Annotated in this window: 20 protein-coding genes; 16 read left to right on the forward strand and 4 right to left on the reverse strand. The window is 54.9% G+C overall.

Annotated elements, in window-relative coordinates:
• The first annotated feature begins 9 nt into the window (after positions 1-9).
• The 6 genes from NQZ67_RS11610 to NQZ67_RS11635 all read left to right on the forward strand — a co-directional run bounded on the left by NQZ67_RS11610 (position 10) and on the right by NQZ67_RS11635 (position 6446).
• Entirely contained in the window at positions 10-783 is a 774-nt protein-coding gene (locus NQZ67_RS11610) for a response regulator transcription factor (protein ID WP_257445604.1), read from the forward strand.
• Positions 780-2177: a HAMP domain-containing sensor histidine kinase gene (locus tag NQZ67_RS11615; protein WP_257445605.1), complete on the forward strand. Its 1398-nt coding sequence runs from the start codon at positions 780-782 to the stop codon at positions 2175-2177. Before NQZ67_RS11610 ends, NQZ67_RS11615 begins: the two co-directional genes overlap by 4 nt.
• A 365-nt stretch (positions 2178-2542) precedes the next feature.
• Positions 2543-3370 (forward strand): alpha/beta hydrolase, encoded by an 828-nt coding sequence (locus tag NQZ67_RS11620; RefSeq protein WP_257445607.1) that lies wholly within the window; start codon positions 2543-2545, stop codon positions 3368-3370.
• A 107-nt stretch (positions 3371-3477) separates the two neighbouring features.
• Positions 3478-4566, forward strand: a complete 1089-nt coding sequence (locus tag NQZ67_RS11625; RefSeq protein ID WP_257445609.1) for a DUF3048 domain-containing protein — start codon at positions 3478-3480, stop codon at positions 4564-4566.
• A gap of 244 nt (positions 4567-4810) precedes the next feature.
• The gene (locus NQZ67_RS11630) at positions 4811-5422 is read left to right on the forward strand and encodes a DUF47 domain-containing protein (protein ID WP_257445611.1); all 612 of its coding nucleotides are present in this window, start codon (positions 4811-4813) and stop codon (positions 5420-5422) included.
• 28 nt (positions 5423-5450) lie between these two features.
• Complete coding sequence (locus NQZ67_RS11635; protein ID WP_257445614.1) at positions 5451-6446, forward strand: inorganic phosphate transporter; 996 nt, start codon at positions 5451-5453, stop codon at positions 6444-6446.
• A 79-nt stretch (positions 6447-6525) separates the two neighbouring features.
• Here NQZ67_RS11635 and NQZ67_RS11640 read toward each other — a convergent pair whose 3' ends face one another.
• Positions 6526-7065, reverse strand: a complete 540-nt coding sequence (locus NQZ67_RS11640; RefSeq protein WP_257445616.1) for a tyrosine protein kinase — start codon at positions 7063-7065, stop codon at positions 6526-6528.
• 232 nt (positions 7066-7297) lie between these two features.
• On the opposite strand from NQZ67_RS11640, the gene NQZ67_RS11645 reads away from it, so the two are divergent.
• The 5 genes from NQZ67_RS11645 to NQZ67_RS11665 all read left to right on the forward strand — a co-directional run bounded on the left by NQZ67_RS11645 (position 7298) and on the right by NQZ67_RS11665 (position 12214).
• A complete protein-coding gene (locus NQZ67_RS11645; protein ID WP_257445618.1) occupies positions 7298-7588 on the forward strand; it encodes a YerC/YecD family TrpR-related protein in 291 nt (96 codons plus the stop codon).
• Positions 7589-7599: 11 nt separating this feature from the next.
• On the forward strand, positions 7600-8373 hold the full coding sequence (locus tag NQZ67_RS11650; protein ID WP_257445620.1) for a sirohydrochlorin chelatase: 774 nt from the start codon (positions 7600-7602) through the stop codon (positions 8371-8373).
• A gap of 28 nt (positions 8374-8401) precedes the next feature.
• Entirely contained in the window at positions 8402-9310 is a 909-nt protein-coding gene (locus NQZ67_RS11655) for a diacylglycerol kinase (protein WP_257445622.1), read from the forward strand.
• A 36-nt stretch (positions 9311-9346) separates the two neighbouring features.
• The gene (gene rlmD, locus NQZ67_RS11660; protein WP_257445624.1) at positions 9347-10867 is read left to right on the forward strand and encodes a 23S rRNA (uracil(1939)-C(5))-methyltransferase RlmD; all 1521 of its coding nucleotides are present in this window, start codon (positions 9347-9349) and stop codon (positions 10865-10867) included.
• A 273-nt stretch (positions 10868-11140) separates the two neighbouring features.
• The gene (locus NQZ67_RS11665) at positions 11141-12214 is read left to right on the forward strand and encodes an SDR family oxidoreductase (protein ID WP_257445923.1); all 1074 of its coding nucleotides are present in this window, start codon (positions 11141-11143) and stop codon (positions 12212-12214) included.
• On the opposite strand, the gene NQZ67_RS11670 is transcribed toward NQZ67_RS11665, so the two are convergent.
• Positions 12204-12584: a winged helix-turn-helix transcriptional regulator gene (locus tag NQZ67_RS11670; RefSeq protein ID WP_257445626.1), complete on the reverse strand. Its 381-nt coding sequence runs from the start codon at positions 12582-12584 to the stop codon at positions 12204-12206. The genes NQZ67_RS11665 and NQZ67_RS11670 overlap by 11 nt on opposite strands.
• Positions 12585-12755: 171 nt before the next feature.
• On the opposite strand from NQZ67_RS11670, the gene NQZ67_RS11675 reads away from it, so the two are divergent.
• Both NQZ67_RS11675 and NQZ67_RS11680 read left to right on the forward strand, forming a co-directional pair.
• Positions 12756-14006, forward strand: coding sequence for a carbohydrate-binding domain-containing protein (locus NQZ67_RS11675; RefSeq protein ID WP_257445628.1), 1251 nt, complete (start codon positions 12756-12758; stop codon positions 14004-14006).
• Positions 14007-14196: 190 nt separating this feature from the next.
• Complete coding sequence (locus NQZ67_RS11680) at positions 14197-17100, forward strand: glycosyl hydrolase 115 family protein (RefSeq protein ID WP_257445630.1); 2904 nt, start codon at positions 14197-14199, stop codon at positions 17098-17100.
• Positions 17101-17195: 95 nt separating this feature from the next.
• Here NQZ67_RS11680 and NQZ67_RS11685 read toward each other — a convergent pair whose 3' ends face one another.
• A complete protein-coding gene (locus NQZ67_RS11685; protein WP_257445632.1) occupies positions 17196-17378 on the reverse strand; it encodes a hypothetical protein in 183 nt (60 codons plus the stop codon).
• Positions 17379-17640: 262 nt separating this feature from the next.
• Here NQZ67_RS11685 and xynA point away from each other — a divergent pair, with 262 nt between their 5' ends.
• Entirely contained in the window at positions 17641-18270 is a 630-nt protein-coding gene (xynA, locus tag NQZ67_RS11690; protein ID WP_257445634.1) for an endo-1,4-beta-xylanase XynA, read from the forward strand.
• Between the two features lie 85 nt (positions 18271-18355).
• Positions 18356-19237 carry a formylglycine-generating enzyme family protein gene (locus NQZ67_RS11695; RefSeq protein ID WP_257445636.1) on the forward strand — a complete coding sequence of 294 codons (882 nt, stop codon included), beginning with the start codon at positions 18356-18358 and terminating at the stop codon, positions 19235-19237.
• Positions 19238-19327: 90 nt separating this feature from the next.
• Here NQZ67_RS11695 and NQZ67_RS11700 read toward each other — a convergent pair whose 3' ends face one another.
• The gene (locus NQZ67_RS11700; RefSeq protein ID WP_257445638.1) at positions 19328-20290 is read right to left on the reverse strand and encodes a DMT family transporter; all 963 of its coding nucleotides are present in this window, start codon (positions 20288-20290) and stop codon (positions 19328-19330) included.
• Positions 20291-20465: 175 nt separating this feature from the next.
• Here NQZ67_RS11700 and NQZ67_RS11705 point away from each other — a divergent pair, with 175 nt between their 5' ends.
• On the forward strand, positions 20466-21806 hold the full coding sequence (locus NQZ67_RS11705; RefSeq protein WP_257445639.1) for an aminotransferase-like domain-containing protein: 1341 nt from the start codon (positions 20466-20468) through the stop codon (positions 21804-21806).
• Positions 21807-21812 lie beyond the last annotated feature (6 nt).

The raw sequence follows: 21812 nt of genomic DNA on the forward strand, positions 1-21812 counted from the left end.
GGTGAACGAATGCGCATTTTGTTATTGGAGGACGAAGAGTCCATCCGCGGCTTCGTCCGCATTAATCTGAAGAGGAACGGGATGGAAGTGCTCGAGGCGGAGCGGGGCGAAGACGCGATCGCCTGCGCGGAGGCCGAAGGGCCGATCGACATCGCGTTGCTTGACGTCATGCTGCCGACAATCGACGGCTTCGAGGTATGCGCGAAGCTCAGGGAGAGCTACCCCAGAATGGGGATCATCATGCTTACCGCCAAATCGCAGGAAGAAGACAAAATCCGGGGACTGGAGCTAGGCGCCGACGATTATGTGCAGAAGCCGTTCAGCCCGGGCGAGCTGATCGCGCGAATCAAGTCGCTGTATCGGCGCATGAACGCGGAAGCCCAGCCTTCCCCGCCGCAGGGCTTGCCCAGCGCAGCCGCGGCACCGGCTGGAGCGGGCGACGGGGCGGCATCCTCTTCCTCTCCGGCGGAGCTTGAGCTCGTCCGCGACCCGTTCCGCTTATCCATCATGGAGCGCAAGCTGTGGAAGCGGGACGTCGAAATCATCCTAACGCCTACGGAATGGACGCTGGTGCGTCTCCTCATGGAGCATGAAGGCGAAAGCGTAAGCCGCGACCGAATATTAACGGAGGTATGGGGGCGCTATTACGTGGGAGATTTAAAGGTCGTGGACGTGAACATCCGCCGTATCCGGCAGAAAATCGAAACGAATCCGTCCGATCCTTCCATTATCGAGACGGTATGGGGGCACGGCTATCGCTGGAAACGGAGCGTGCCGCAATGAGAAGCGTTCAGACGAGGATGGTATGGAGCTACCTGCTTCTGATCGTGCTGGTCGTCGGCGTGCTGGGAGCGGCATTCGCCGCGCTCATGTGGAATTATTATTACGGCAGCGCGCAGAGCTCGGTCAAGCAGCGCGTCGAATCGGCGATGGCGCTCCATTCGCGGTCCCTGGCCTCGCTTACGCTGCAGGATCAGGCCGACTACCTGCTGCAGTATATGGCGGAAGGCGGACCGACCCGCGTCCAGCTCTTGAACAGCGCCGGCGAAGTGCGTATCGACTCGGACGGGTTCGCGCCGAGGATCAAGTACGAAACGGAGGACGTCAGGACGGCCATGACGGGGGAGACGGGCAGCTGGAAAGGCGTCGATCCGTTCTACGGAGAACGGGTCATCAGCGTAACGGCTCCGCTATGGAACGAGGCGAGAGTCGTATCGATGGTCCGTTACACGGCTTCCCTGCAGCAAGTGGACGACATGGTGGCGCGGCTGATCCGCATGGCCACTTACGCGGGATTAGCGGTTATTTTGCTGTTTCTGGGCTTAAGCCTCTTCCTGGCCCAGCGGATCGTAATGCCGATCCGGGAGCTGACGAGGGCGGCGCGCTACATGGCGGAAGGCGACTGGTCCAGGAAGGCGGCGAAACGAAGCAACGACGAAATCGGCCAGCTGGCCGAAACGTTCAACGCGGTGATGGGCGAGCTCAATAAGCGGGAGAAGCTGAAAAACGATTTTATTTCCTCCATCTCGCACGAGCTTCGCACGCCGCTTACATCGATCAAAGGCTGGAGCGAGACATTGCGGGAGAGCGAGCCTGGCGAGGACGACGAAGAGGTTAAGCTGGGGCTGTCCATTATTAGCAAAGAAACGGACAGGCTGGCAGGCTTGGTCGAGGACCTGCTCGATTTCTCCAAGCTGTCCGCGAGAACGATGGTCCTGCAGAAGGAGACGCTTGATCTGAATAGCCCGGTCCGGGAAACCGTCAGCCAGCTCGCGGTCCGCGAGGAAGGGACGAAGGTGAAGCTGAGCGCCGAATACGGCGACGGCCCGATCCTCATAAGCGGGGATGCGAACCGGCTGAAGCAGGTTGTCATCAACGTTATCGACAACGCCTACAAATTCACCCCTGGCGGAGGGTGCGTGACGGTGCGGACGGAAGCCGGACCACGATACGGCGTGATCTCGATATCGGATACGGGAAGCGGCATTGCTCCCGAGGATTTGCCGCACGTGCAAGAGAAGTTCTACAAAGCGAGCAACAGCCATGGCGGGTCCGGTCTAGGACTGGCGATCTGCAAGGAAATTATCGAGCTGCACGGGGGGATGCTGTCGATCGACAGCGAGAGGGGAACCGGCACGATCGTGCGGATCGAGCTGCCCCTTATTCCAGATGCATAGAGTAGGAAAAAACGGCAAGCCGCTATTCCTTGTAGAATAGCAGCTTGCGATTCGCGTATACGTAGATGACGGCGATCAATGCGCCCGCCCCTAACAGGGCGGACAGCCAGTGCTCTCTTAGCCATGCGATCCATTCCGGCATTTGCGGCACACCTCCGAGTTATGGGGACCTCATGGTGGAGGTCCTTTTTTGCTTCATCGAATAATTGATTCATGTATCCATATGTTGCCCGAATCGCTGTTCCGTATGTACAAAAATGAAACGATTGACAGCTGTAGATTAGGGTGATACCATATCCATTAATAATTCATAGTATACGGGTAGGAATTATGTGTTTTATTATTATCGGATAGGGGAGATAGATATGGAAAAACAGCTCATCCTTAAGCATGACGGCCTGGAACTGACGGCTACTCTTCATTATCCTGCTTATGAGGAGTCTAACAGCCGGAATTCGGATAAAAAGCAGGCCATCATCATCTGCCACGGCTTCATCGGAAGCCGCGTCGGCGTCGATCGTCTATTCGTGAAAGCGGCGAGGGCGCTGGCCTCCCAGGGCTCGTTCGTGCTTCGTTTCGACTATGGCGGCTGCGGGGAGAGCGGAGGTGATTACGGCGCGCTCGGCTTCGACTCGATGGTGAATCAGACAAGAACGGCGATCGATTACGTGGCGGGCATGGATTGCGTCGATCCCCGCCGGATCGTGCTTCTCGGTCACAGCCTCGGCGGAGCCGTCTCTATCATGACCGCGGTTAAGGATCGTAGGGTGAAGAGACTCGTGCTGTGGTCACCCGTCGCCTATCCATTCAACGACATCGTTCGGATCGTGGGCAGGGAGAGCTATGACGAAGCCGTCTCGAAGGGCGGCACCGATCATGCGGGTTATACGCTGCAGCCTGTTTTCTTCGAATCGCTCATGCAGCATCAGCCGTTCCAATCCGCGCCTCAATTCGGCGGCGACGTTCTGCTTGTCCACGGTACAAGCGACGAGCTTATTCCGGTCGATTACAGCTTCTTGTATCAGAAAGTGTTCTGGACGCGCGGCGAAGGCATATGCGACAAGGAAATCATTTTCCAAGCGGGGCACACCTACAGCCGAAGACAACATCAGGAGGAGGCGATCCGGCTGACGGCGGATTGGCTCTCCGGCTTGGACCGGCGGCAGCAGGAGTGGCAGCATTGGTCGATTTAGGAGGGGGAAGGGGGGCCGTTTATTTCGGTACAGACAAGACTGGTCATCTATGTTTAAATAGGGAGTAACAGGAACGAATAACAAAACTAGCAGAAGGCGGGTTGCACATGTCCTTTGGATGGCGTTCACAGGCTGCCGCATGGCTGGCTGCTTCCTTTCTACTCCTTTCCGCGTGCAGCGGAGACAAAGCCGTTACCGTCCCCCCCTCCGAAATAAACGAAACCGCGACGCCGGAGGCTTCTCCGACTCCGTCGCCTGAGCCGACGCCTCCGCCTTATACGGCGCCGCTCACCGGCATTGGGCGGGAGAACGAAGCCGCGAACCGGCCGATCGCGGTTATGGTGAACAATTTCTCCGCGGCCCGGCCCCAATCCGGGCTGACGAACGCGGACGTCGTCTGGGAAGTGCTCGCCGAAGGCGGCATCACCCGGTTGGTAGCCGTATTCCAGAGCACGGACGCCTTGGCCGATACGATCGGTCCCATCCGGAGCAATCGGGCTTACTTGATCGATATCGCGGACAGCTACGGCGCCGTAATGGTTCATGCCGGCGGCAGTCCGGAAGCGTATTCGATTCTGAAGAAGCAAGGCAAACCATACTTGGACGAGATTACGAACGCGGGCTCGTATTATTGGAGAAGCAAGGAGCGGAAGGCGCCGCATAACCTGTACTCCAATCTCGAGAAGATGCGCGAAGGCGCGGACAAGAAAGGGTATGACAAGGACAAGCAGTCGCCGACGTATCCGTTCTCCGAGGCAGGGGCAGCGGGAGCAGCGGCGGAAAAAGCCACGGACATCGCCATCACCTTCCTTATGCAAGACTACGAGGTCACTTATACCTATGACGAAGCGGCAGGACTTTACAAGCGCTCGATCAACGGAGAGCCTCATATCGATCTGAACAATAACCAGCAGCTGGCCGCGGCCAATGTGATTGTTTTCGAAGCCGGCCACAAAACGCTCGATAACGTAGGGCGGCTGGCCGTCGACCTGGAGTCCGGCGGTTCGGGCTACTTGTTCCAGGGAGGCAAAAAAGAAGACATCGAATGGCTTAGAAGCGAGGACGGCATGGTCCGCTTCACGAAGGACGGGCAGGAGGTTTCCTTCCTGCCGGGCAAGACGTACATTCATGTCGTGCCGAATCGGCCGGCGCTGGCCGAGCATGTGTCATGGAATGAAAGTCAACCGGCTTCGTAATAGGAATTGGAAATTAGGTCACAATAAGGACGGTCGCGGGCGGGACTTGCTTCGCGGACGTTCGGAATACAGCTAAGGAAAGAAGCTGCTCCGATCGGGGCGGCTTCTTTTGTCGAGGCTGAGAAATATGAAAAAAATATGTTAATTTTTCATTAATGTTTACACTGCGTTAACAAATGGGGTGTAAACTGATTCAGGTATGTCAGAAACAAGCTCACATTAATTAGTCGATAAGGGGATTGACATGTTTAAGAAAAAAGACATTTTCTTCAAAACGCTCGAGGAAATGGCGGACACGCTCGTCGAAGCAATGGAGTATTTCGCAAAAGGCGTAAACGATCTTTCGGATGTGAACGCGTTCGCGAAACATATGAAGGAACTGGAAAGCCAATGCGACCAGTACACGCATACAATCCTGAAGGAACTGAACAAAACGTTCATCACGCCGATCGAGCGGGAAGACATCATGGCGCTTACGACATCTCTTGACGACGTCCTGGACGGCGTTGAGGCATGCGCATCCCGATTCGAAATGTACCATATTCGCGAGAAGGACGAATACATAACGCTCTTCGCCGATATTCTGGTCCGTTCCGCGCAACAGATCAAAAACGCGATCTATTTGCTTACGCAGAAGAAGCTGCTGGCGATCCGCGAGCACTGCATCGCGCTTAACGAGCTGGAGAACCAAGGGGACGACATTCTCCGCGTTTCCATTACGACGCTGTTCGCGAACGTGAAGGATCCAATCGAGCTGATCAAGCGCAAAGAAATTTACGAGAGACTTGAACAAACGACCGACTATTGCGAGGATGTCGCCAATACACTGGAATCGATCATCATGCGCAACAGCTAATCCTTCCTAGAGAGTAGAGGTCGTTAACATGGAAATATATGTACTGTGGATCGTCGTTTTTCTCGCACTTTCATTCGACTTCATTAACGGATTTCACGATACGGCTAACGCGATCGCGACTTCCGTATCCACTCGGGCGTTAAAGCCGAGAGTGGCGATATTGCTTGCGGCGGTCATGAACTTCGTCGGCGCGATCACGTTCACGGGCGTCGCGAAGATGATCGGCAGCGGTATCGCGGATCCGGGCGATCTGGAATTCGGCATTGAAATCGTGATGGCGGCGCTGCTCGCCGCGATTGCATGGAATTTGCTGACATGGTGGTTCGGCATCCCGTCGTCTTCCTCGCATGCGTTAATCGGAGCCCTGGCGGGGGCTGTTATCGCCGGTGCAGGCATTGATAAGATCAACGCATCGGGTTTCACTGATATTTTGAAGGCGCTCCTATTATCGCCGCTTATCGCGTTTTCGATCGGCTTTATCCTCATGTGGATTTTGAAGCGGGTCTTCGCGAAAGCCAGCCCGCATCAAGTGAATAAGGGCTTCCGTTTCGGGCAAGTCATTACCGCCATGTTCCAATCGTTCTCCCACGGTACGAACGACGCTCAGAAGGCTATGGGCATCATCGTGTTCGCTCTAGTCGCGGCAGGCGTGCAGGACACGACGGACGTGCCGTTATGGGTTAAAATTTCTGCGGCTACGGCCATGGCGCTGGGCACCTCGGTCGGCGGCTGGAAGATCATTAAAACAATGGGCACGAAAATATTCAAGATCGAACCGATCAACGGCTTCGCGGCAGACCTGGGTTCCGCGGCCGTCATCCTGTCGGCAACGATGATCCATCTGCCCGTCAGCACGACGCATGTGATTACGTCGTCTATCTTGGGCGTGGGCAGCGCCAAGCGGTTCTCCGCCGTGAAGTGGGGGGTCGCAGGCCGGATTGTCATCGCTTGGGTCATCACCATTCCGATTACGGCTTTGCTCGCCATGATCTTCTTCTGGATCATTAAAGCGTTGTTCTTGTAATCGAAAGAAAGACAAGAGAAGGACAGCTTCACTCCCTCCCGGCGCGGAGGGGAAGCTGTCCTTCTTCTGTCTTGCGGGGTTAACGTTTGCGCTTCGAGCCCCGGCGTCTTCCTCCCGCGTTCTTTGGCCTGCCGCTGCCCGTGCCCGTTCTGCGGCGCTTCCTGCGCGAGGCCGGTTTCCGTTCGACGTTGTTCTCGTCGTCCTGGGCGATCGACTTTTTGCCGAACGATCCGAAGAGCACCTTGACCATCGGAGCCATCTGGGAGATGCTGCCGACAACCTTCTGCACCTTCGTCACGGTCGATAGAATGCCGTCGATGCCGCCCATCCGATCGACGAAGCCTTTGATTTCGTTCAGGTTCGCCATGCTCGTGAGATTGCTGAGCGAAAAGCCTTTTTTCGCCGGCGTTTCGGGGAGCTGCGGAGGCACGATGGCAGGCAGCATGCTCGGGGAGGCTGGGGTCTGCGAAATGTGCACGTTCGGCGGATTCTGGCCGTACATGCCATCCGGTCCCGTGTATGGACGGCTTAGCTGATAGGGAACTTGCCCGTGGGCGTGGTTCGGATGCCTTCCAGCGCCCCCATGGTTGCCGACGCCGGGGTATTGATGATGATTCAATCGGATCACAACCCTTTTTTTTATTAGTCTATGGGTTAGGCGAAGGCGCGGATTGGACGAATGTCCCGATTCGGCAACAAAAATATAGATGAATGTCCCGTCATGCAGGATACCCGCCTTGCCTGCAAATTCAAAATTCTTACATTCTGTAATGCGTGAAATCGGTAACGTTTGAAAAAAAACGATTAAACCTTTACAATGATAGCAACAGTACTCATAGGAGTGAATGCGAATGCAGCTGAAGAAGCTGAACGATAAAGCAATCGATCAATTATTCGAAGCGATACTAACCTTGAAATCCGTGGAGGAATGCTACGTCTTCTTCGACGATTTGTGCACGGTGAACGAAATTCAGTCCTTATCCCAGCGCCTCGAAGTGGCGCGCATGCTGGGCAAAGGCAGTACATACAATCAAATCGAAGCGGAGACCGGAGCAAGCACGGCAACGATCTCCCGCGTGAAACGTTGTCTCAATTACGGCAACGACGGCTACAAAATGGCGTTAGAACGAATCGGCCGCTAGGAGAGCAAGCGATGAAACAAGGCGTATTGGTTATCAGTCACGGGTCCCGGGATTCGAAATGGGTCGAGCTCGTGGACGCCTCCGTCCGCCAAGCGGCGGAGCATATGGCGATTCCCGTCGTGTCCGCTTTTCTGGAAATCGTGGACGGCCGGCTGATCCAAGACGGCATCGCAGAATTAGAGAAGATGGGAGTAACGGACCTATTCGTGCTGCCCCTCTTCGTATCGTCCGGCAGCACCCATGTCGATGAAATCGGGCAAGCGTTCGGGTTTCCCCCACTGACCGACTTCGAAGGAGACTTGGGTGTGTTTCGCGTGAAAGCAAACGTGACCTACGGGGCGCCGATCGACGACGATCCCGAAATCGCGGAGGTTCTCTACGAGAATATCCGCGAGCTGTCCCTCGATCCGGAACGGGAGACCTTGCTGCTTGTTGGACACGGCAGCAAGCTGCCGGTCTTCCACGAGCGCTGGCAGACGGGTCTGTCGGGTCTATGCGCGCGGCTTCGCGAGCTGGGCGGCTTCGCGCATGCGGACTACGCGATGCTGCTTCCGGATCAAGCGGCGGATAAGCTGCGTGAGTTGGAGAATTCGCGAATCGGCAACGAGGTAATCGTGGTGCCGGTGTTTTTGAGTCCGGGCTATTTCACAAGCCATGTCATTCCGAGCCGACTGGAAGGCTTGAGCTACCGTTACAACGGGCGCGCCATGCTGCCTCATTCCGCGATCGAACGGTGGATCGCCCGCCGCATTCAGGAATGGCTTGCTGGTGACGGCAAGGGCTAGTGTTTCATAAGAAGGAGCGAGAATACCCATGAAACGCGCAAGATTGATCTATAATCCTACCTCGGGCAGAGAAGAGATGAAGCGGCGTCTTCCCGATATTCTGCAGCGCCTGGACCAAGGCGGAATCGAAACGACCTGCCACGCGACGATCGGCGAAGGGGATGCCACGCTTGCCGCGGCGGATGCGGCGGACCGCGATTACGATATGATCATTGCAGCGGGCGGAGACGGCACGCTGTACGAAGTCATTAACGGCCTCGCGAACAAGCCGAATCGCCCGCCGCTTGGCATCCTGCCCGTTGGCACGACCAACGATTTCGCGCGCGCGACCGGCATACCGAAGCATTGGGAATATGCGTGCGATCTTATCATTAATCAATATACAAGGCCCGTGGATGTCGGCGTGGCGAACGAGAAGTATTTCATCAACATCGCGGGGGGCGGCTCGTTGACGGAGCTGACCTATGACGTGCCGAGCAAGCTGAAGACGATGGTCGGTCAGCTGGCTTATTATATGAAGGGGCTCGAGAAGATGACCCGCCTTAGGCCGACGGAGCTTAAATTCGTGGCGGACGGCGTGGGAGAGTTCCATGACGAATTTATGATGTTCCTTATTTGCAACAGCAACTCCGTCGGCGGCTTCGAACGGCTCGCGCCGGAATCGAAGCTGGACGACGGCCTTCTTGATGTGCTGCTGATCCGCAAGATGAATCTGGCGGAATTTATCCGTCTCGTAACGCTTGCGCTTCGCGGCGAGCATCTGAGCGATCCGCACGTGGTCCACTTCCGGACGAACAATCTCAAGGTGACGACGCCGGATTACGTGCAGTTGAACCTGGACGGCGAATACGGCGGCGTCTTGCCGGGTAACTTCTCCGTGCTGCCGTCCCATCTACGCATCTTCGCGGACGAGACGGGCGTGTCGACTTATCAGTGATGCGGCAACAAATACATGCAGGAAGAGCGGATAAGAATGAGTAGAAGACAAAGCAAGGGCGCGGGCGGAAGCGGGAAGCCGATGAAGCAGGGCAAACCCGCGGTTCAGGCTGCCAAACCGCCTAAGCAGGCGAGATCGGCTAGACCGGCGAAGTCGGACAGCGACGCGCCGTTCCAGAAAAACGAAGAAGTGACGGTCGAGTTCGTCGGCCTGACGCATGACGGTGAAGGGGTAGGCCGCGCTGGCGGCTATACCCTTTTTGTTCAAGGCGGGCTTCCCGGCGAAACCGCCCGCGCGCGCGTCATGAAGCTGAAGAAGCAGTACGGCTACGCGCGCCTCGAGGAGCTGGTGAAGACGAGCCCCGACCGGCAGAATCCGCCTTGCGATATTTTCAAGGAATGCGGCGGCTGTCAGCTCCAGCATATGGATTATGCGGCGCAGCTCGCATGGAAGCGCCAATCCGTCGTCGACAATTTGAAGCGGATCGGGAAGCTGCAGGTTGCCGGAGAAGATGGAGAAGAGGGGATCGTCGTCCACCCGACGGTCGGCATGGACAACCCTTGGCGCTACCGGAACAAGGCGGCCGTTCCCGTCGGAGCGGCGGATGACGGCCAGCTGATCGCGGGCTTCTATGCCCGGGGGACCCATCGCATTATCGACATGGACGACTGCCTCATTCAGCATGACCGCAACGACGAAGTCGTTCGGGTCGTGAAGAAGGTGGCGCACGAGCTTCGTATTCAACCGTATAACGAGGAGACAGGTCAGGGCGTGCTGCGGCATGTCATGGCCCGTACCGGCGTCGTGTCGGGCGAGGTGATGGTCGTGCTCGTCACGAACACGCAGCGCATGCCGCGTCAGCCGGAGTGGATCGAGCATCTGCGCAAGCAGATCCCGGGACTGAAGAGCATCGTCCAGAACGTTAACGATAGGACAACGAATGCCATATTCGGCGATGAAACCCGCGTGCTGTGGGGCAGCGAAGTGATCTACGACGAGCTTGACGGCATCCGCTTCGCGATCTCCGCTCGTTCCTTCTATCAGGTCAATCCGGCGCAGACGGTATCGCTCTACCGCAAAGCGGTTGAATACGCGGCGCTCACCGGCAAGGAGCGGGTCATCGACGCCTACTGCGGCATCGGCACGATCTCGTTGTTCCTAGCCCGGCAAGCCGGCCACGTCTACGGCGTCGAAATCGTGCCCGAAGCGATCGCCGACGCGCGCCGCAACGCGGAGCTGAACGGCATCGAGAACGCCTCCTTCGAGGCCGGCCCGGCCGAGGTCGTCATGCCCCGCTGGCGCAAGGAAGGCATCGAAGCCGATGTCATCGTCGTCGACCCGCCTCGCAAAGGCTGCGACCCGGCGCTGCTGGACACGATCCTCGCGCTGCAGCCCGAACGCGTCGTCTACGTAAGCTGCAACCCGTCTACCCTGGCCCGCGATCTCCGCGTGCTGGAGGATGGGGGGTACAGGACCGTCGAGGTGACGCCGGTGGATATGTTCCCGCATACGGTGCACGTGGAGTGTACCGTGTTACTTAAATGGGCGGGGGAATGATTTTTTCCCCGCTTAAACAACACAGGTTTCTACTGAAAGACACGGAACTGAGCTTCCGTGTCTTTTTTGTGTTTGGATAACAGGTCAATCACGAATAAAGCGGCTTGGTTCTATTTGGATTAATTAGTGTCATCGGAGGACATCTAACCGAGAAGGATGCGCTAACGTTACAAAAAAGTGCTTATATGACTTTAAAGTGCGTACTTCTCAAAGGTATTCCGCTCATGCAGAATAAGGGCATAACAAATCCCTTACGAGTAGGAGCTGATTATGATGAACGAAACATTAATGCAAGAGGAACCCAAAGTAGCGCTTGTTATTGGGGCGAACGGCGTTATAGGCCGCAATCTTATCAATCATTTGTTGACTCTTCCGGATTGGGAAGTGATCGGGGTGTCTCGGAGAGGGGGAGAGGCCAAGGAACGGCTTCGTTACATCGCGGTCGACTTGCTAAACACTGAAAGCGCGATGCGTGAGCTCTCCGTGCTGCCGGAGGTGACCCATCTTTTCTATGCGGCATACCAAGAGCGCCCGTCATGGGCGGAGCTTGTGGGGCCAAACTTGGCTATGTTAGTCAACAGCGTGAAGGCGGTCGAACAGGGTTCGCCGCAGCTAAGGCATATTAGTTTAATGCAAGGTTATAAGGTATACGGTGCTCACCTGGGTCCGTTCAAAACCCCTGCCAAAGAAACGGACCCCGACCATATGCCGCCCGAGTTTAATGTGGAGCAGCAGCGATTCATAGAGAAACAGCAGAAAGGCAAGGCGTGGACCTGGTCCGCCATTCGGCCTTCGGTGGTTGCGGGGTTCGCTCTGGGCAATCCAATGAATCTGGCTATGGTCATCGCCGTATATGCTTCCATCTCGAAAGAACTGGGCATACCGCTGCGTTTCCCTGGCAAACCGGGGGCTTATAACACTCTGATGGAAATGACGGACGCAGATCTTCTTGCCAAGGCAACCGTGTGGGCGGCAACCGATCCGAAGTGCGCGAATCAAGCCTTCAATATTAATAACGGCGATTTGTTTCGCTGGAACGAGATGTGGCCGCTGATCGCCCGGTATTTCGAAATGGACACCGCTCCTCCCCTCACCATGCCGCTTCACGTTGTTATGGCGGATAAGGAGGACCTGTGGAACAATATGGTCCAGAAACACCAGTTGGCTCCGCATTCCTATCAGGAGGTTTCATCTTGGGCTTTTGGCGATTTTGTTTTCTCCTGGGACTATGATTTTTTTGCAGACGGAACCAAAGCGCGTCGTTTTGGCTTCCATGAATATGTGGATACGGAGAAAATGTTCCTAAACATCTTTGACGATTTCCGTCGTCGCCGAATCATTCCGTAATAGGTATGGCTGGCGGTGCTCCGGCCTGGATCACCGCCTTTCCTTGATATTTCCTCGCGATATGCGAATCTCCCCACCTGCACATCATGTGTAGAAGCTCCTTGAGACTCCAGCCGTACGCAGTCAGCTCGTATTCGACTTTTGGCGGCACCTCATTGTAAATGGTGCGCTGAACAATGCCCTCTTCCTCAAGCTCGCGCAAATGCTGGGTGAGCATTTTTTGTGTAATGGTAGGAATTAATTGCATAAGCTCGGTGTTCCTTTTTTTACCGAAGGTCAGATGAAATATGATAACGGGCTTCCACTTTCCGCCTATTACCTCAAGAGTTCCTTCCACTGCCGAATGGTAAATCTTTACCGGTTGCTCCAAACATGCACACCACCTTTTTTTGGGAGGTAATCGCTAAATCCAATATAGCATAACGGGATTTTTTATGTCTTGGTTCAGATTCATTTAAGAATGAGGCTCTATGATTGAACTATGACAGGAAGCGATTATGCGGCCTGATAACAAAGCTGCAATAACGAGGAGTGTTCAATCATGAAATCAAAAAAGTTCAATCGGATTAGCGCCATTACGATGGCCTTATTGCTTAGCGTAGCAGCCGGGGGATGCTCGACGGAGACCAACGGCAACAGCGGGAATTCGGCAACGACACAATCTGCAATCACAACTGCGCCGACCGGCACAGCGGAGCCGACAAACGAGACGTCAGCAGTTGAAACCGATGCTGAAGTTGAAGCTGGAGCCGAAGCGGCGGTTCAAACCGCATCTGACCTATTCACCGACAGGGATCTGGCTCAGACGGCGGACCTTGCGGCCGCAACATCCCTAACGCTAGAAAGCGGCAAGGATGTGACACTGACGAATGAAGGAGTCTACGTACTAAGCGGCGAGGCGGAAAATACGACGGTGGTGGTTGAAGCGGCCGAGGATGCCAAGGTTCAAATCGTTCTGGACGGCGTCCGTATAACAAATGAAGACGCGCCGGCCATCTATGTGAAAGCCGGAGATAAAGCGTTCGTGACAACGACGGACAGCGAGAGCTATATGGAGGTTTCGGGAACCTATACGGCAGATGGAGAAACGAATTTGGACGCGGTTATTTTCTCCAGATCGGATATCACCCTGAATGGAACCGGGGCTTTGGAAATTGCCGCTCCAACAGGCAACGGCATTTCTTCCAAGGATGACGTCAAAATTACCGGAGGCGAATATACGATTCAATCCTCCGCAGATGGACTTGAGGCTAATGACGCCATTCTGATCCATGATGGGTCGATCACAATCGATTCAGGCAAGGATGCCCTGCACAGCGAAAACGACGAGGATGCTTCCCTTGGGCAAATCATTATCGAAGGTGGTGCTTTAACGCTCTCCGCCGCCGATGATGGGATTCGCGCCAACAGTCTTGTTCAAATTGACGGCGGCACCGTGAACATTGAGAACTCAGAAGAAGGCATCGAAGCCAACTATATTAGAGTAAATAATGGTCAGATTACGTTGTACGCGAAGAATGACGGCATGAATGCCGCTCAGAAAATCGATTCCGAAGTGGCAATAGAAGTAAATGGCGGCACGCTTGATCTAAGCATTGGCAGCGGCGATACGGACGCCTTCGATTCGAACGGCAATATCTACATCAATGGAGGAACCATAAATGTAGATGCGTCTTCCGCCTTCGACTTTGACGGTACGGGTCAATTAAACGGCGGCAACGTGACGGTCAATGGACAAACCGTCACGGAGATGACCGCATCGCGCGGCGGGGGCAGAGGAGGCCGCCGATAAGGTAAGAGCCGAATAGGAGCAAGGCCACAAAAGGTTCCCTTAAACGTCATCGTTTGGGGGAACCTTTTGTGTCTGCTAAATACTTTAAAACTTAAAATAAATAGTATAGTTTGTACAATGAAAACGCTTCGAATATTGATTATAATGGTCAGATGCTTCGAAGAAGGCGATTGATTTAAGGGGGAAAAGCATGGATTTGATAATGAACCGGAGTCTACTGAGCGAAGGCGCGTGTTTTCTAAAGGAAGAAGAAGCTTTTAGCGGCGTTCACAAAATAGCCGATAAGGTGATGCGGGATATCGAATTGGTTTTTGGCGTTCGGCCGACCTCGACGGAGGCGATCGATCGCTTATCCTCCTGCGCGGTCATTTATGGGACGATCGACCGGAGTCCCGTGCTTGATCATTTGTCCGAATCTGGCATCATCGATCTAAACGCCGTCAGAGGAAAAAGCGAGGTTTATTTGTTCCAGGTCATCGATGCGCCTTGGGACGGGGGGGACAAAGCGCTGGTCATTGCCGGGAGCGATAAAAGAGGAACGATCTACGGCCTGTTCCATCTATCGGAGGTGCTGGGGGTATCGCCGCTTGTCGACTGGAACGATGTACGTCCGCAGCCGAAGGAGGAAGTTCGATTAGAGGACGGCCGCAAGTATATTTCCAAGGAGCCTTCGGTCCGGTATCGAGGCTTCTTCATCAACGATGAGTGGCCGGCGTTCGGAACTTGGTGCAATAAGCGGTTTGGCGGATTTAATGCGGAGGCTTACGATCATGTATTCGAATTGCTGCTTCGGCTCAAAGGCAATTACTTATGGCCGGCCATGTGGTCGGCTCGTTTCTACGACGATGGGCCAGGGCTTGCGAACGCCGAGCTGGCGGATGAGTATGGCGTCGTGATCGGCGCGTCCCACCACGAACCCTGCCTCCGTCAGGGCGAGGAGTACAAGTACCTGAGAGGGAAGGACTCCATCTATGGCGATGCATGGAATTTCCGAACCAACGAAGAGGGAATTACTCGATTCTGGGCGGACGGACTGAAGCGAAGCGGGAGGTTCGAGAACGTCATTACGGTCGGGATGCGCGGCGAGGCCGACACTTCGATTATGGGAAAAGAGGCTACGCTGGCGGACAACATCGGCCTGCTGCGCGACGTTCTCAAGACGCAAAACCGTCTCATGAAGGAGCATGTAAATCCGAAGCTGGAGCAGGTGCCTCGAATGCTGGCGCTGTACAAAGAGGTGGAGCCCTTCTTCTACGGAGACAAGCACACGCCAGGCTTGATCGGCTCGGAGGAGCTGGAGAATGTCATCCTCATGCTGTGCGATGATAACTTCGGCAATTTGCGGACGCTGCCAACCGAGGAGATGCGCTCGCATAACGGCGGCTATGGGATGTATTATCATTTCGACTATCACGGCGGACCGATTTCTTATGAGTGGATCAACAGCTCCTATTTGCCGAAAGTTTGGGAGCAGATGAGCATGGCCTATGATTTTGGCATCCGCGACTTGTGGGTGGTCAATGTCGGCGATGTCTGCACGCAGGAGTTCCCTTTGGCGTATTTTCTGGATCTTGCCTATGATTTCGAGCAATGGGGAACAAGCGCCATCAATAAGACGGATGCGTATACGCGTCGATGGGTGGAACAGCAATTTGGCGGGGTATGCGCAGAACCGGATCTTAAGAAGATCCATCAACTGCTAGACGGGTACACCAAAATCGCGCATAACCGCAGACCGGAAGCCATGAATGCGGAGGTCTATCATCCGGTACATTACCAGGAGACCGACCGGCTTCTGGCCGAGATCGAGCAGCTGATGGATACAGCCGATGAGCTGTACAAGAAAATAGACTCCGAGGCGTTCCCGGGCTTCTTCTCCTTGGTCTATTATCCGGCGATGGGAAATCTGAATTTGCAGAAGCTGCAGCTGCTGGCCGGCAAAAACCGCTATGCGGCGAAGCTGAATCTGATGGAAGCGAACGGGCTGACCGAGCGGATGAAGACATGCATGCGGCGGGATCAAGAGCTGGTGGATGAATATCACGCCATAGCGGGCGGGAAGTGGTACGGAATGGGGTTGTCGGAGCATATCGGCTTCACGCGCTGGAACGAGGACGAGTGCAGATATCCGATTCTCATGCAGGTCATGCCTGCAAGGAAACCAAGATTACTCGTATCGATCGACGGTACGGGACAGCGTTCGGAGGGCAGCGCTTGGCATGTCAACAGGCTGGGGCTGCTGGATTTCAAGCAGCCTGACGTGGAAGAAGCTTCCTTCACGATAAGCAGTCTCAGCGATCTGGACGCTCCGTATAAGATTACATGCGAAGCGCCGTGGTTATCCTGTTCCAGCCATGAAGGAAGACTGGACGGCACTCGCCATGCAGCGGATCGGATTCGGGTTCGGATTGACCGCGGCCAGATGAATGGCGAGACTGACGCTCAGATCGTCGTGCAGCTGCCGACTGGCGCATGCACGATCATCGTCGACGCCAAGCAGCCTGAAACGGGCGGATTCCCGGAGAACACCTATGTAGACACTCGCGGTTATATTTCCATGGAAGCCGAGCGTTTCTCTGCGAAAAAGGATGCTGGTCAAGCCGGATTCCAGCGCATCGCCGGATATGGGAAGACCCTGTCCGCGATGAAGGTGTTCCCGACGACAAGCTATTTTACTGCGGGTCAAAACGCGCCTTATTTGGAGTATCAATTTGTGTTCCATCAAGCCGGAAGCTATGAAGCGGAATTGTATATGGAGCCCTCCAATCCGGTAACGAAGGACAATACGTTGCATTACGGCATTCAAGTCAATGACGGGGCGATCGACGTCCTTAATGTAATACCGGCCGGAATGAAGGTCGGTGAGAGCTCGGACGCGGAATGGTCTGCCGGCGTGCTGGACAACATACGCCGCCACAGCAGCGAGGTCGTTTGCAAGGCCGGACTCAACAGCCTAAGAATCTACGCGGTAAGTCCCGGATTTGTCCTCGAGAAGCTGGTCATCTACCCGGCTGGCAAGAAACCGGCAGAAAGCTACTTGGGACCGCCGGAGACCTATTATGTCGGAAGAAAGAATGAAGCGGCGTTAAACTAGCCCGCCACTCAAATCGATGCAGTGAGGTACGGCCACTCCGGCAATAGGAGCAGGTTGTACCTTTTTTTTGTTCCGATGAAGCTCGGATAAGTGAATTAGGGACTAAACTCCTTCCCTAAAATATACGAAAAGCCATGCTCCAATTGCAGCTGATACTTGACCGTGTACCCTAGCGCCGTCAGCTGTGCCACTACTTCCTGAAAGTCTGCTTGCGCGGCGGGATCCGTTGCCGGTCCGGCAGTCGTATAATTGAGAACGATGCGTGCGGTTGTGTTCATCCCTGTCACCTCCTCAAAGTAGTCTTTAAAACTATTACATGCAGCAAAGGTTTAATAGGGAAGGGACAAACCGAACAGAATATTCGTGTATTTTGACACACTGCCTAGAGAGAGAAGTTTAATCTGTAGGGGTAAGGACTTTAATTTATTCAATGTTTTGTATACGCTTACATACTATAATCTTCCTTGGAAAGGAGGATAGTCGGAGATTGTAAGTAGGATTCACGGCAAGTATGCAAGTTCCATTACGATTAGGAGGTAGATGATGATGAAGAAGAAAATGCTGACGGTATTACTCACAGTCGCCATGAGCTTTAGTTTGTTTGCGGTGACCGCAAGCGCGAACACGTATTGGCAGAATTGGACCGATGGCGGCGGGACGGTGAACGCGACAAACGGTTCAGGCGGCAATTACAGCGTGACATGGTCGAATACGGGCAACTTTGTTGTCGGCAAGGGCTGGGCTACCGGCTCGGCATCGAGAACCATTAATTACAATGCCGGGATCTGGCAGCCTTCCGGCAATGCGTACTTGACGCTCTATGGATGGACAAGAAACTCGCTTATCGAATATTACGTCGTGGACAGCTGGGGTACTTACAGACCGACCGGAACACATAAAGGCACGGTGACCAGCGACGGAGGCACTTATGATATCTATACGACCATGCGCTACAACGCGCCTTCCATTGACGGCACGCAGACGTTCCAGCAGTTCTGGAGCGTCAGGCAGTCGAAGAGACCGACCGGCAGCAATGTCGCGATTACGTTCGGCAATCACGTGAACGCTTGGAAGAGCAAAGGCATGAACCTGGGCAGCAGCTGGTCCTACCAGGTGCTCGCGACAGAAGGCTATCAAAGCAGCGGAAGTTCTAATGTAACCGTGTGGTAATCCATTTCTGATGGTTCGAAGGGCTGCCGGTCTTGCGACCGGCAGCCTTCACTACATTTTTTCATTCGTTCAAAGGAGACCTTCTATGAGGAAGCTGCCTATTTTTCTTATCGCGGCCATCATCGCCGTAGTCGGAGCCTGTTCGCAGGAGAAGCCCGAGCAACGCGAAGCGAAGCCGGCGGCCGCAGTGAATGAGGAGTTCGTGCTGGTCAAGGGCGGAGACTTCATCAGCGACAAGTCCAACTACTATGGAGAAAGCAAGGTTATTCCCGACTTTTATATCGGTAAATTCGAGGTTACCCAACAAGAATGGACGGAGGTCATGGGCAGCAATCCTTCCGGTTTCAAGGGAAATGACTTGCCGGTGGAGATGGTCAGCTGGTACGACGCCGTGGAATATTGTAATCAGAGAAGCTTAAAAGAAGGTTTACAGCCTTATTACGATATAAACAAACAAAAAACGGATCCCCAAAATAAAAGCGAATACGATCCCTTGAAGTGGACCGTCACGACGAATGAGGGGGCGAACGGCTACCGGTTGCCGACGGAGGCGGAATGGGAGTACGCCGCAAGCGGCGGACAGTCGAGCAAGAGTTACGCTTACAGCGGCAGCGATGAAGCGGACGAGGCGGCCTGGTATTGGCGAAACGCCGGCAACGAATACCTGTCGGGAGATTGGAGCTGGGCCAGCATCGAAAACAATCGAAACACGACCAAGCCGGTAGGCTCCAAGCTGCCGAACGAGCTTGGACTTTACGACATGTCGGGCAATGTCCGGGAATGGTGCTGGAACTGGTATGCGGAGGGAGACTTGGAGGGCGCCGCCGAAGGCTCCTTCCGGGTGGTGAAGGGCGGCGGCTGGATCGGCGACGTCAGCAACAACGAAATTTCGTTCCGGGGCAAGTTCGAGGCAAGCGGCTTCGGCCCCGATCAGGGCTTTCGCGTGGTTCGCAGCGTGGAGGATTAGGGCGTACTTGTTTTTCAAAATAAATAGTCATCGCACCAAAGCCTTAGAGCCCGTGCTCTAAGGCTTCTTCTACTTATGCTGCGGGACATGCTACCCGTCCGCCCGCTCTATCCGGATCCCATTCATGCCGTGCCCCTGTCTGGACTTGGGCTTCACGTTCGTTCCGATTACCCCCGCAATAATGAGAGCGGAGCCGATAAGGTGGTAGATGGTTACGGTCTCGCCAAGCATAAGGGCTCCGGCCGCGATGGAGATGACGGTGGTCAGATTGGAGAAGACGCTCACCCTGGAGGCCTCAAGCTTGGACAGCGCGTAGCTGGATGTGAAGGATGTAACGAGCGATGCCAGAATACCGAGATAAAGCATGGACCAGACAAAATCCGCATTCGCCAGCGGTGTGAAAAGTTGATCCAATGTCCCCTGAGCCGCATGACCAGTAAGCGATGCCAGCCAGAAGGCGACGCACCCGATCGCCATCATGGCGCTGGTTAATTCGTGCGGAGTGAACGTGCGAAGCAGGAAGCGCGACAGCACGACATAACCGGCAGATGCGAGACATGACAGGAGAAGCAGCGATATTCCCGCCGCATTCGAAAGATCGATGCCGGCGCCCTGCATGCCGAAGATCAAGACCACGCCGCTTACCGACAGCAGGATGGAGAGCTTCTGCCAAAGCGTCGTGGATTCCTTCAGGAAAATCGCCGCAAGCACAGCGGTAAGGATGGGCGTCGTCGCGAACAGGATGCCGCCTTCGGCAGACGAGGCGTACTTCAAGCCGAACGTCTGGAACACAAAGAAGCCAAGCGGATACAATAAGGCGAGCAGGAGCAGTCTCGGCCAAGGCTTGCCTCGTAGCGAAATACGAAATACGCCCGTGGCCACCAGGACGACGATTCCCGCGAACGAAAACGTAAACCGAATAGCCAGCGTGTCGATGGGATTGGCGTAGGCGAGCGCGACCTTCGTGAACATAAACGATAAACCGATGATGGACGCATAGACCAGAACGGCTATATAGGCATAGACGCGGTCCCGTTGAAGCTTGGATGGCATAGATGGATTCCTCCTAAATTAAATCTTATGGAAATCGTAAGCCATCCCTTTCTTCGCGACAATGCGGGATAAGCGTAACTGTACCGATACAGTTCGGGAGAGAGGTTATAGTACGAAGGCGTTATTTGCGCTATAGTGGGAGCTATAGAGGTTGGAAGACGGGAGCGGATAGACCATGAGGAAGTATTCGGAGATTGCAGCGGATATCGAGCGGAAACGGGCAGCTGGGGATCTGCGTCCAGGACAAAAGCTGCCTTCCGTCCGCGAGGCCGCGGAGACGTACGGCTGCAGCATCAGCACGGTCATGCGGGCTTATGCGGAGCTCGAGAAACGCCATGCGATCTACTCCATCCCGCAGAGCGGCTACTATATGGTGGGGGAGGAAGAAGAGGATACGGTCGCGGATGACGGGAGCATCGACTTTGCATCATCCTCTCCCGATCTGAACGTGTTCCCTTACCGCGACTTCCAGCATTGCTTGAACAAGGCGATCGACACCTACAAATATCAATTGTTCACCTATGGGGATCCGAGGGGGCTTGGCGCTTTGCGCGAAACGCTCGTGAACCATCTCGCCGATGATCAGGTGTTCGTCAAAGCCAAGCAAATCGCGGTGACGTCGGGCATCCAGCAGGCGCTTCATACGCTTGCGAAGATGCCGTATCCGAACGGCAGGCCGGCCATCTTGGTCGAGCAGCCGAGCTATAATCTGTTTTTGCGTTTTCTGGAGGCGGAAGGACTTCCGGCGAGGAGCATTGCCCGTACCGCGACGAAAATCGACCTGTTGCAGCTGGAGGAGCTCTTCCGCGGCGGGGAGATCAAGTGCTTCTACACGATGTCGAGGCATCATAATCCGCTCGGCACCTCCTTTGGCGTTCGGGAGAAGAAGGCGATCGCACGACTGGCCGCCAAGTATGATGTGTATGTGTTGGAAGACGATTATATGGGCGATCTGGGAGACCGACAAGGCTTCGATCCCATCTTTGCGTACGATCGAAGCGGGCATGTCGTGTATTTGAAGAGCTTCTCGAAAATGATTTTCCCGGGTTTGCGGATCGGCGCCGTTGTACTGCCCGAATCGCTTGAAGGCAGCTTTCACGCGTACAATCAGCTGAACGGAGCTGCCCTGCTGTCGCAGGCGGCGCTCGATATTTACATCAAGAACGGGATGTACGAGAGACACCGGGACAAGATTTATCGGCAATATGAAGCAAGAATAGAAACTCTGCACGAGGCGCTGAAAAAGCATAACGATGCGGGACTGCTCAAGGTGGCGGATGTCCGGTCGGGCCTCTACACGACGTTTAGCATGCCGCATACGGTTAATCTCGAGCGTGTGGTGGAGCGGCTCAAGCGACGGGGTGTGCTCGTGGCAAGCGGGAAAGCCTTCTACTTGTCCGACTATCTCGCGCGGGAGAAGTTTTTGAGAATCAGCATCTCCCGCGCCCGTCCGGAGCGCATTCATGAGGGGGTACAAGCGATACTCGAGGAAGTGAAGCGGGGCATCCATGCTTAGATTGAA

Source organism: Paenibacillus soyae (genome assembly GCF_024623455.1).
GTDB classification, from domain to species: domain Bacteria; phylum Bacillota; class Bacilli; order Paenibacillales; family Paenibacillaceae; genus Pristimantibacillus; species Pristimantibacillus soyae.

Bases quoted from the DNA above. Each gene is read 5' to 3' on its own strand.
- NQZ67_RS11695 (WP_257445636.1), top strand. From the start codon at position 18,356: ATGAGGAAGCTGCCTATTTTTCTTATCGCGGCCATCATCGCCGTAGTC.
- NQZ67_RS11650 (WP_257445620.1), top strand. From the start codon at position 7,600: ATGAAACAAGGCGTATTGGTTATCAGTCACGGGTCCCGGGATTCGAAA.
- rlmD (WP_257445624.1), top strand. From the start codon at position 9,347: ATGAGTAGAAGACAAAGCAAGGGCGCGGGCGGAAGCGGGAAGCCGATG.
- NQZ67_RS11665 (WP_257445923.1), top strand. From the start codon at position 11,141: ATGAACGAAACATTAATGCAAGAGGAACCCAAAGTAGCGCTTGTTATT.
- NQZ67_RS11700 (WP_257445638.1), bottom strand. From the start codon at position 20,290: ATGCCATCCAAGCTTCAACGGGACCGCGTCTATGCCTATATAGCCGTT.
- xynA (WP_257445634.1), top strand. From the start codon at position 17,641: ATGATGATGAAGAAGAAAATGCTGACGGTATTACTCACAGTCGCCATG.
- NQZ67_RS11630 (WP_257445611.1), top strand. From the start codon at position 4,811: ATGTTTAAGAAAAAAGACATTTTCTTCAAAACGCTCGAGGAAATGGCG.
- NQZ67_RS11615 (WP_257445605.1), top strand. From the start codon at position 780: ATGAGAAGCGTTCAGACGAGGATGGTATGGAGCTACCTGCTTCTGATC.
- NQZ67_RS11685 (WP_257445632.1), bottom strand. From the start codon at position 17,378: ATGAACACAACCGCACGCATCGTTCTCAATTATACGACTGCCGGACCG.
- NQZ67_RS11680 (WP_257445630.1), top strand. From the start codon at position 14,197: ATGGATTTGATAATGAACCGGAGTCTACTGAGCGAAGGCGCGTGTTTT.
- NQZ67_RS11675 (WP_257445628.1), top strand. From the start codon at position 12,756: ATGAAATCAAAAAAGTTCAATCGGATTAGCGCCATTACGATGGCCTTA.
- NQZ67_RS11625 (WP_257445609.1), top strand. From the start codon at position 3,478: ATGTCCTTTGGATGGCGTTCACAGGCTGCCGCATGGCTGGCTGCTTCC.
- NQZ67_RS11635 (WP_257445614.1), top strand. From the start codon at position 5,451: ATGGAAATATATGTACTGTGGATCGTCGTTTTTCTCGCACTTTCATTC.
- NQZ67_RS11705 (WP_257445639.1), top strand. From the start codon at position 20,466: ATGAGGAAGTATTCGGAGATTGCAGCGGATATCGAGCGGAAACGGGCA.
- NQZ67_RS11655 (WP_257445622.1), top strand. From the start codon at position 8,402: ATGAAACGCGCAAGATTGATCTATAATCCTACCTCGGGCAGAGAAGAG.
- NQZ67_RS11610 (WP_257445604.1), top strand. From the start codon at position 10: ATGCGCATTTTGTTATTGGAGGACGAAGAGTCCATCCGCGGCTTCGTC.
- NQZ67_RS11620 (WP_257445607.1), top strand. From the start codon at position 2,543: ATGGAAAAACAGCTCATCCTTAAGCATGACGGCCTGGAACTGACGGCT.
- NQZ67_RS11645 (WP_257445618.1), top strand. From the start codon at position 7,298: ATGCAGCTGAAGAAGCTGAACGATAAAGCAATCGATCAATTATTCGAA.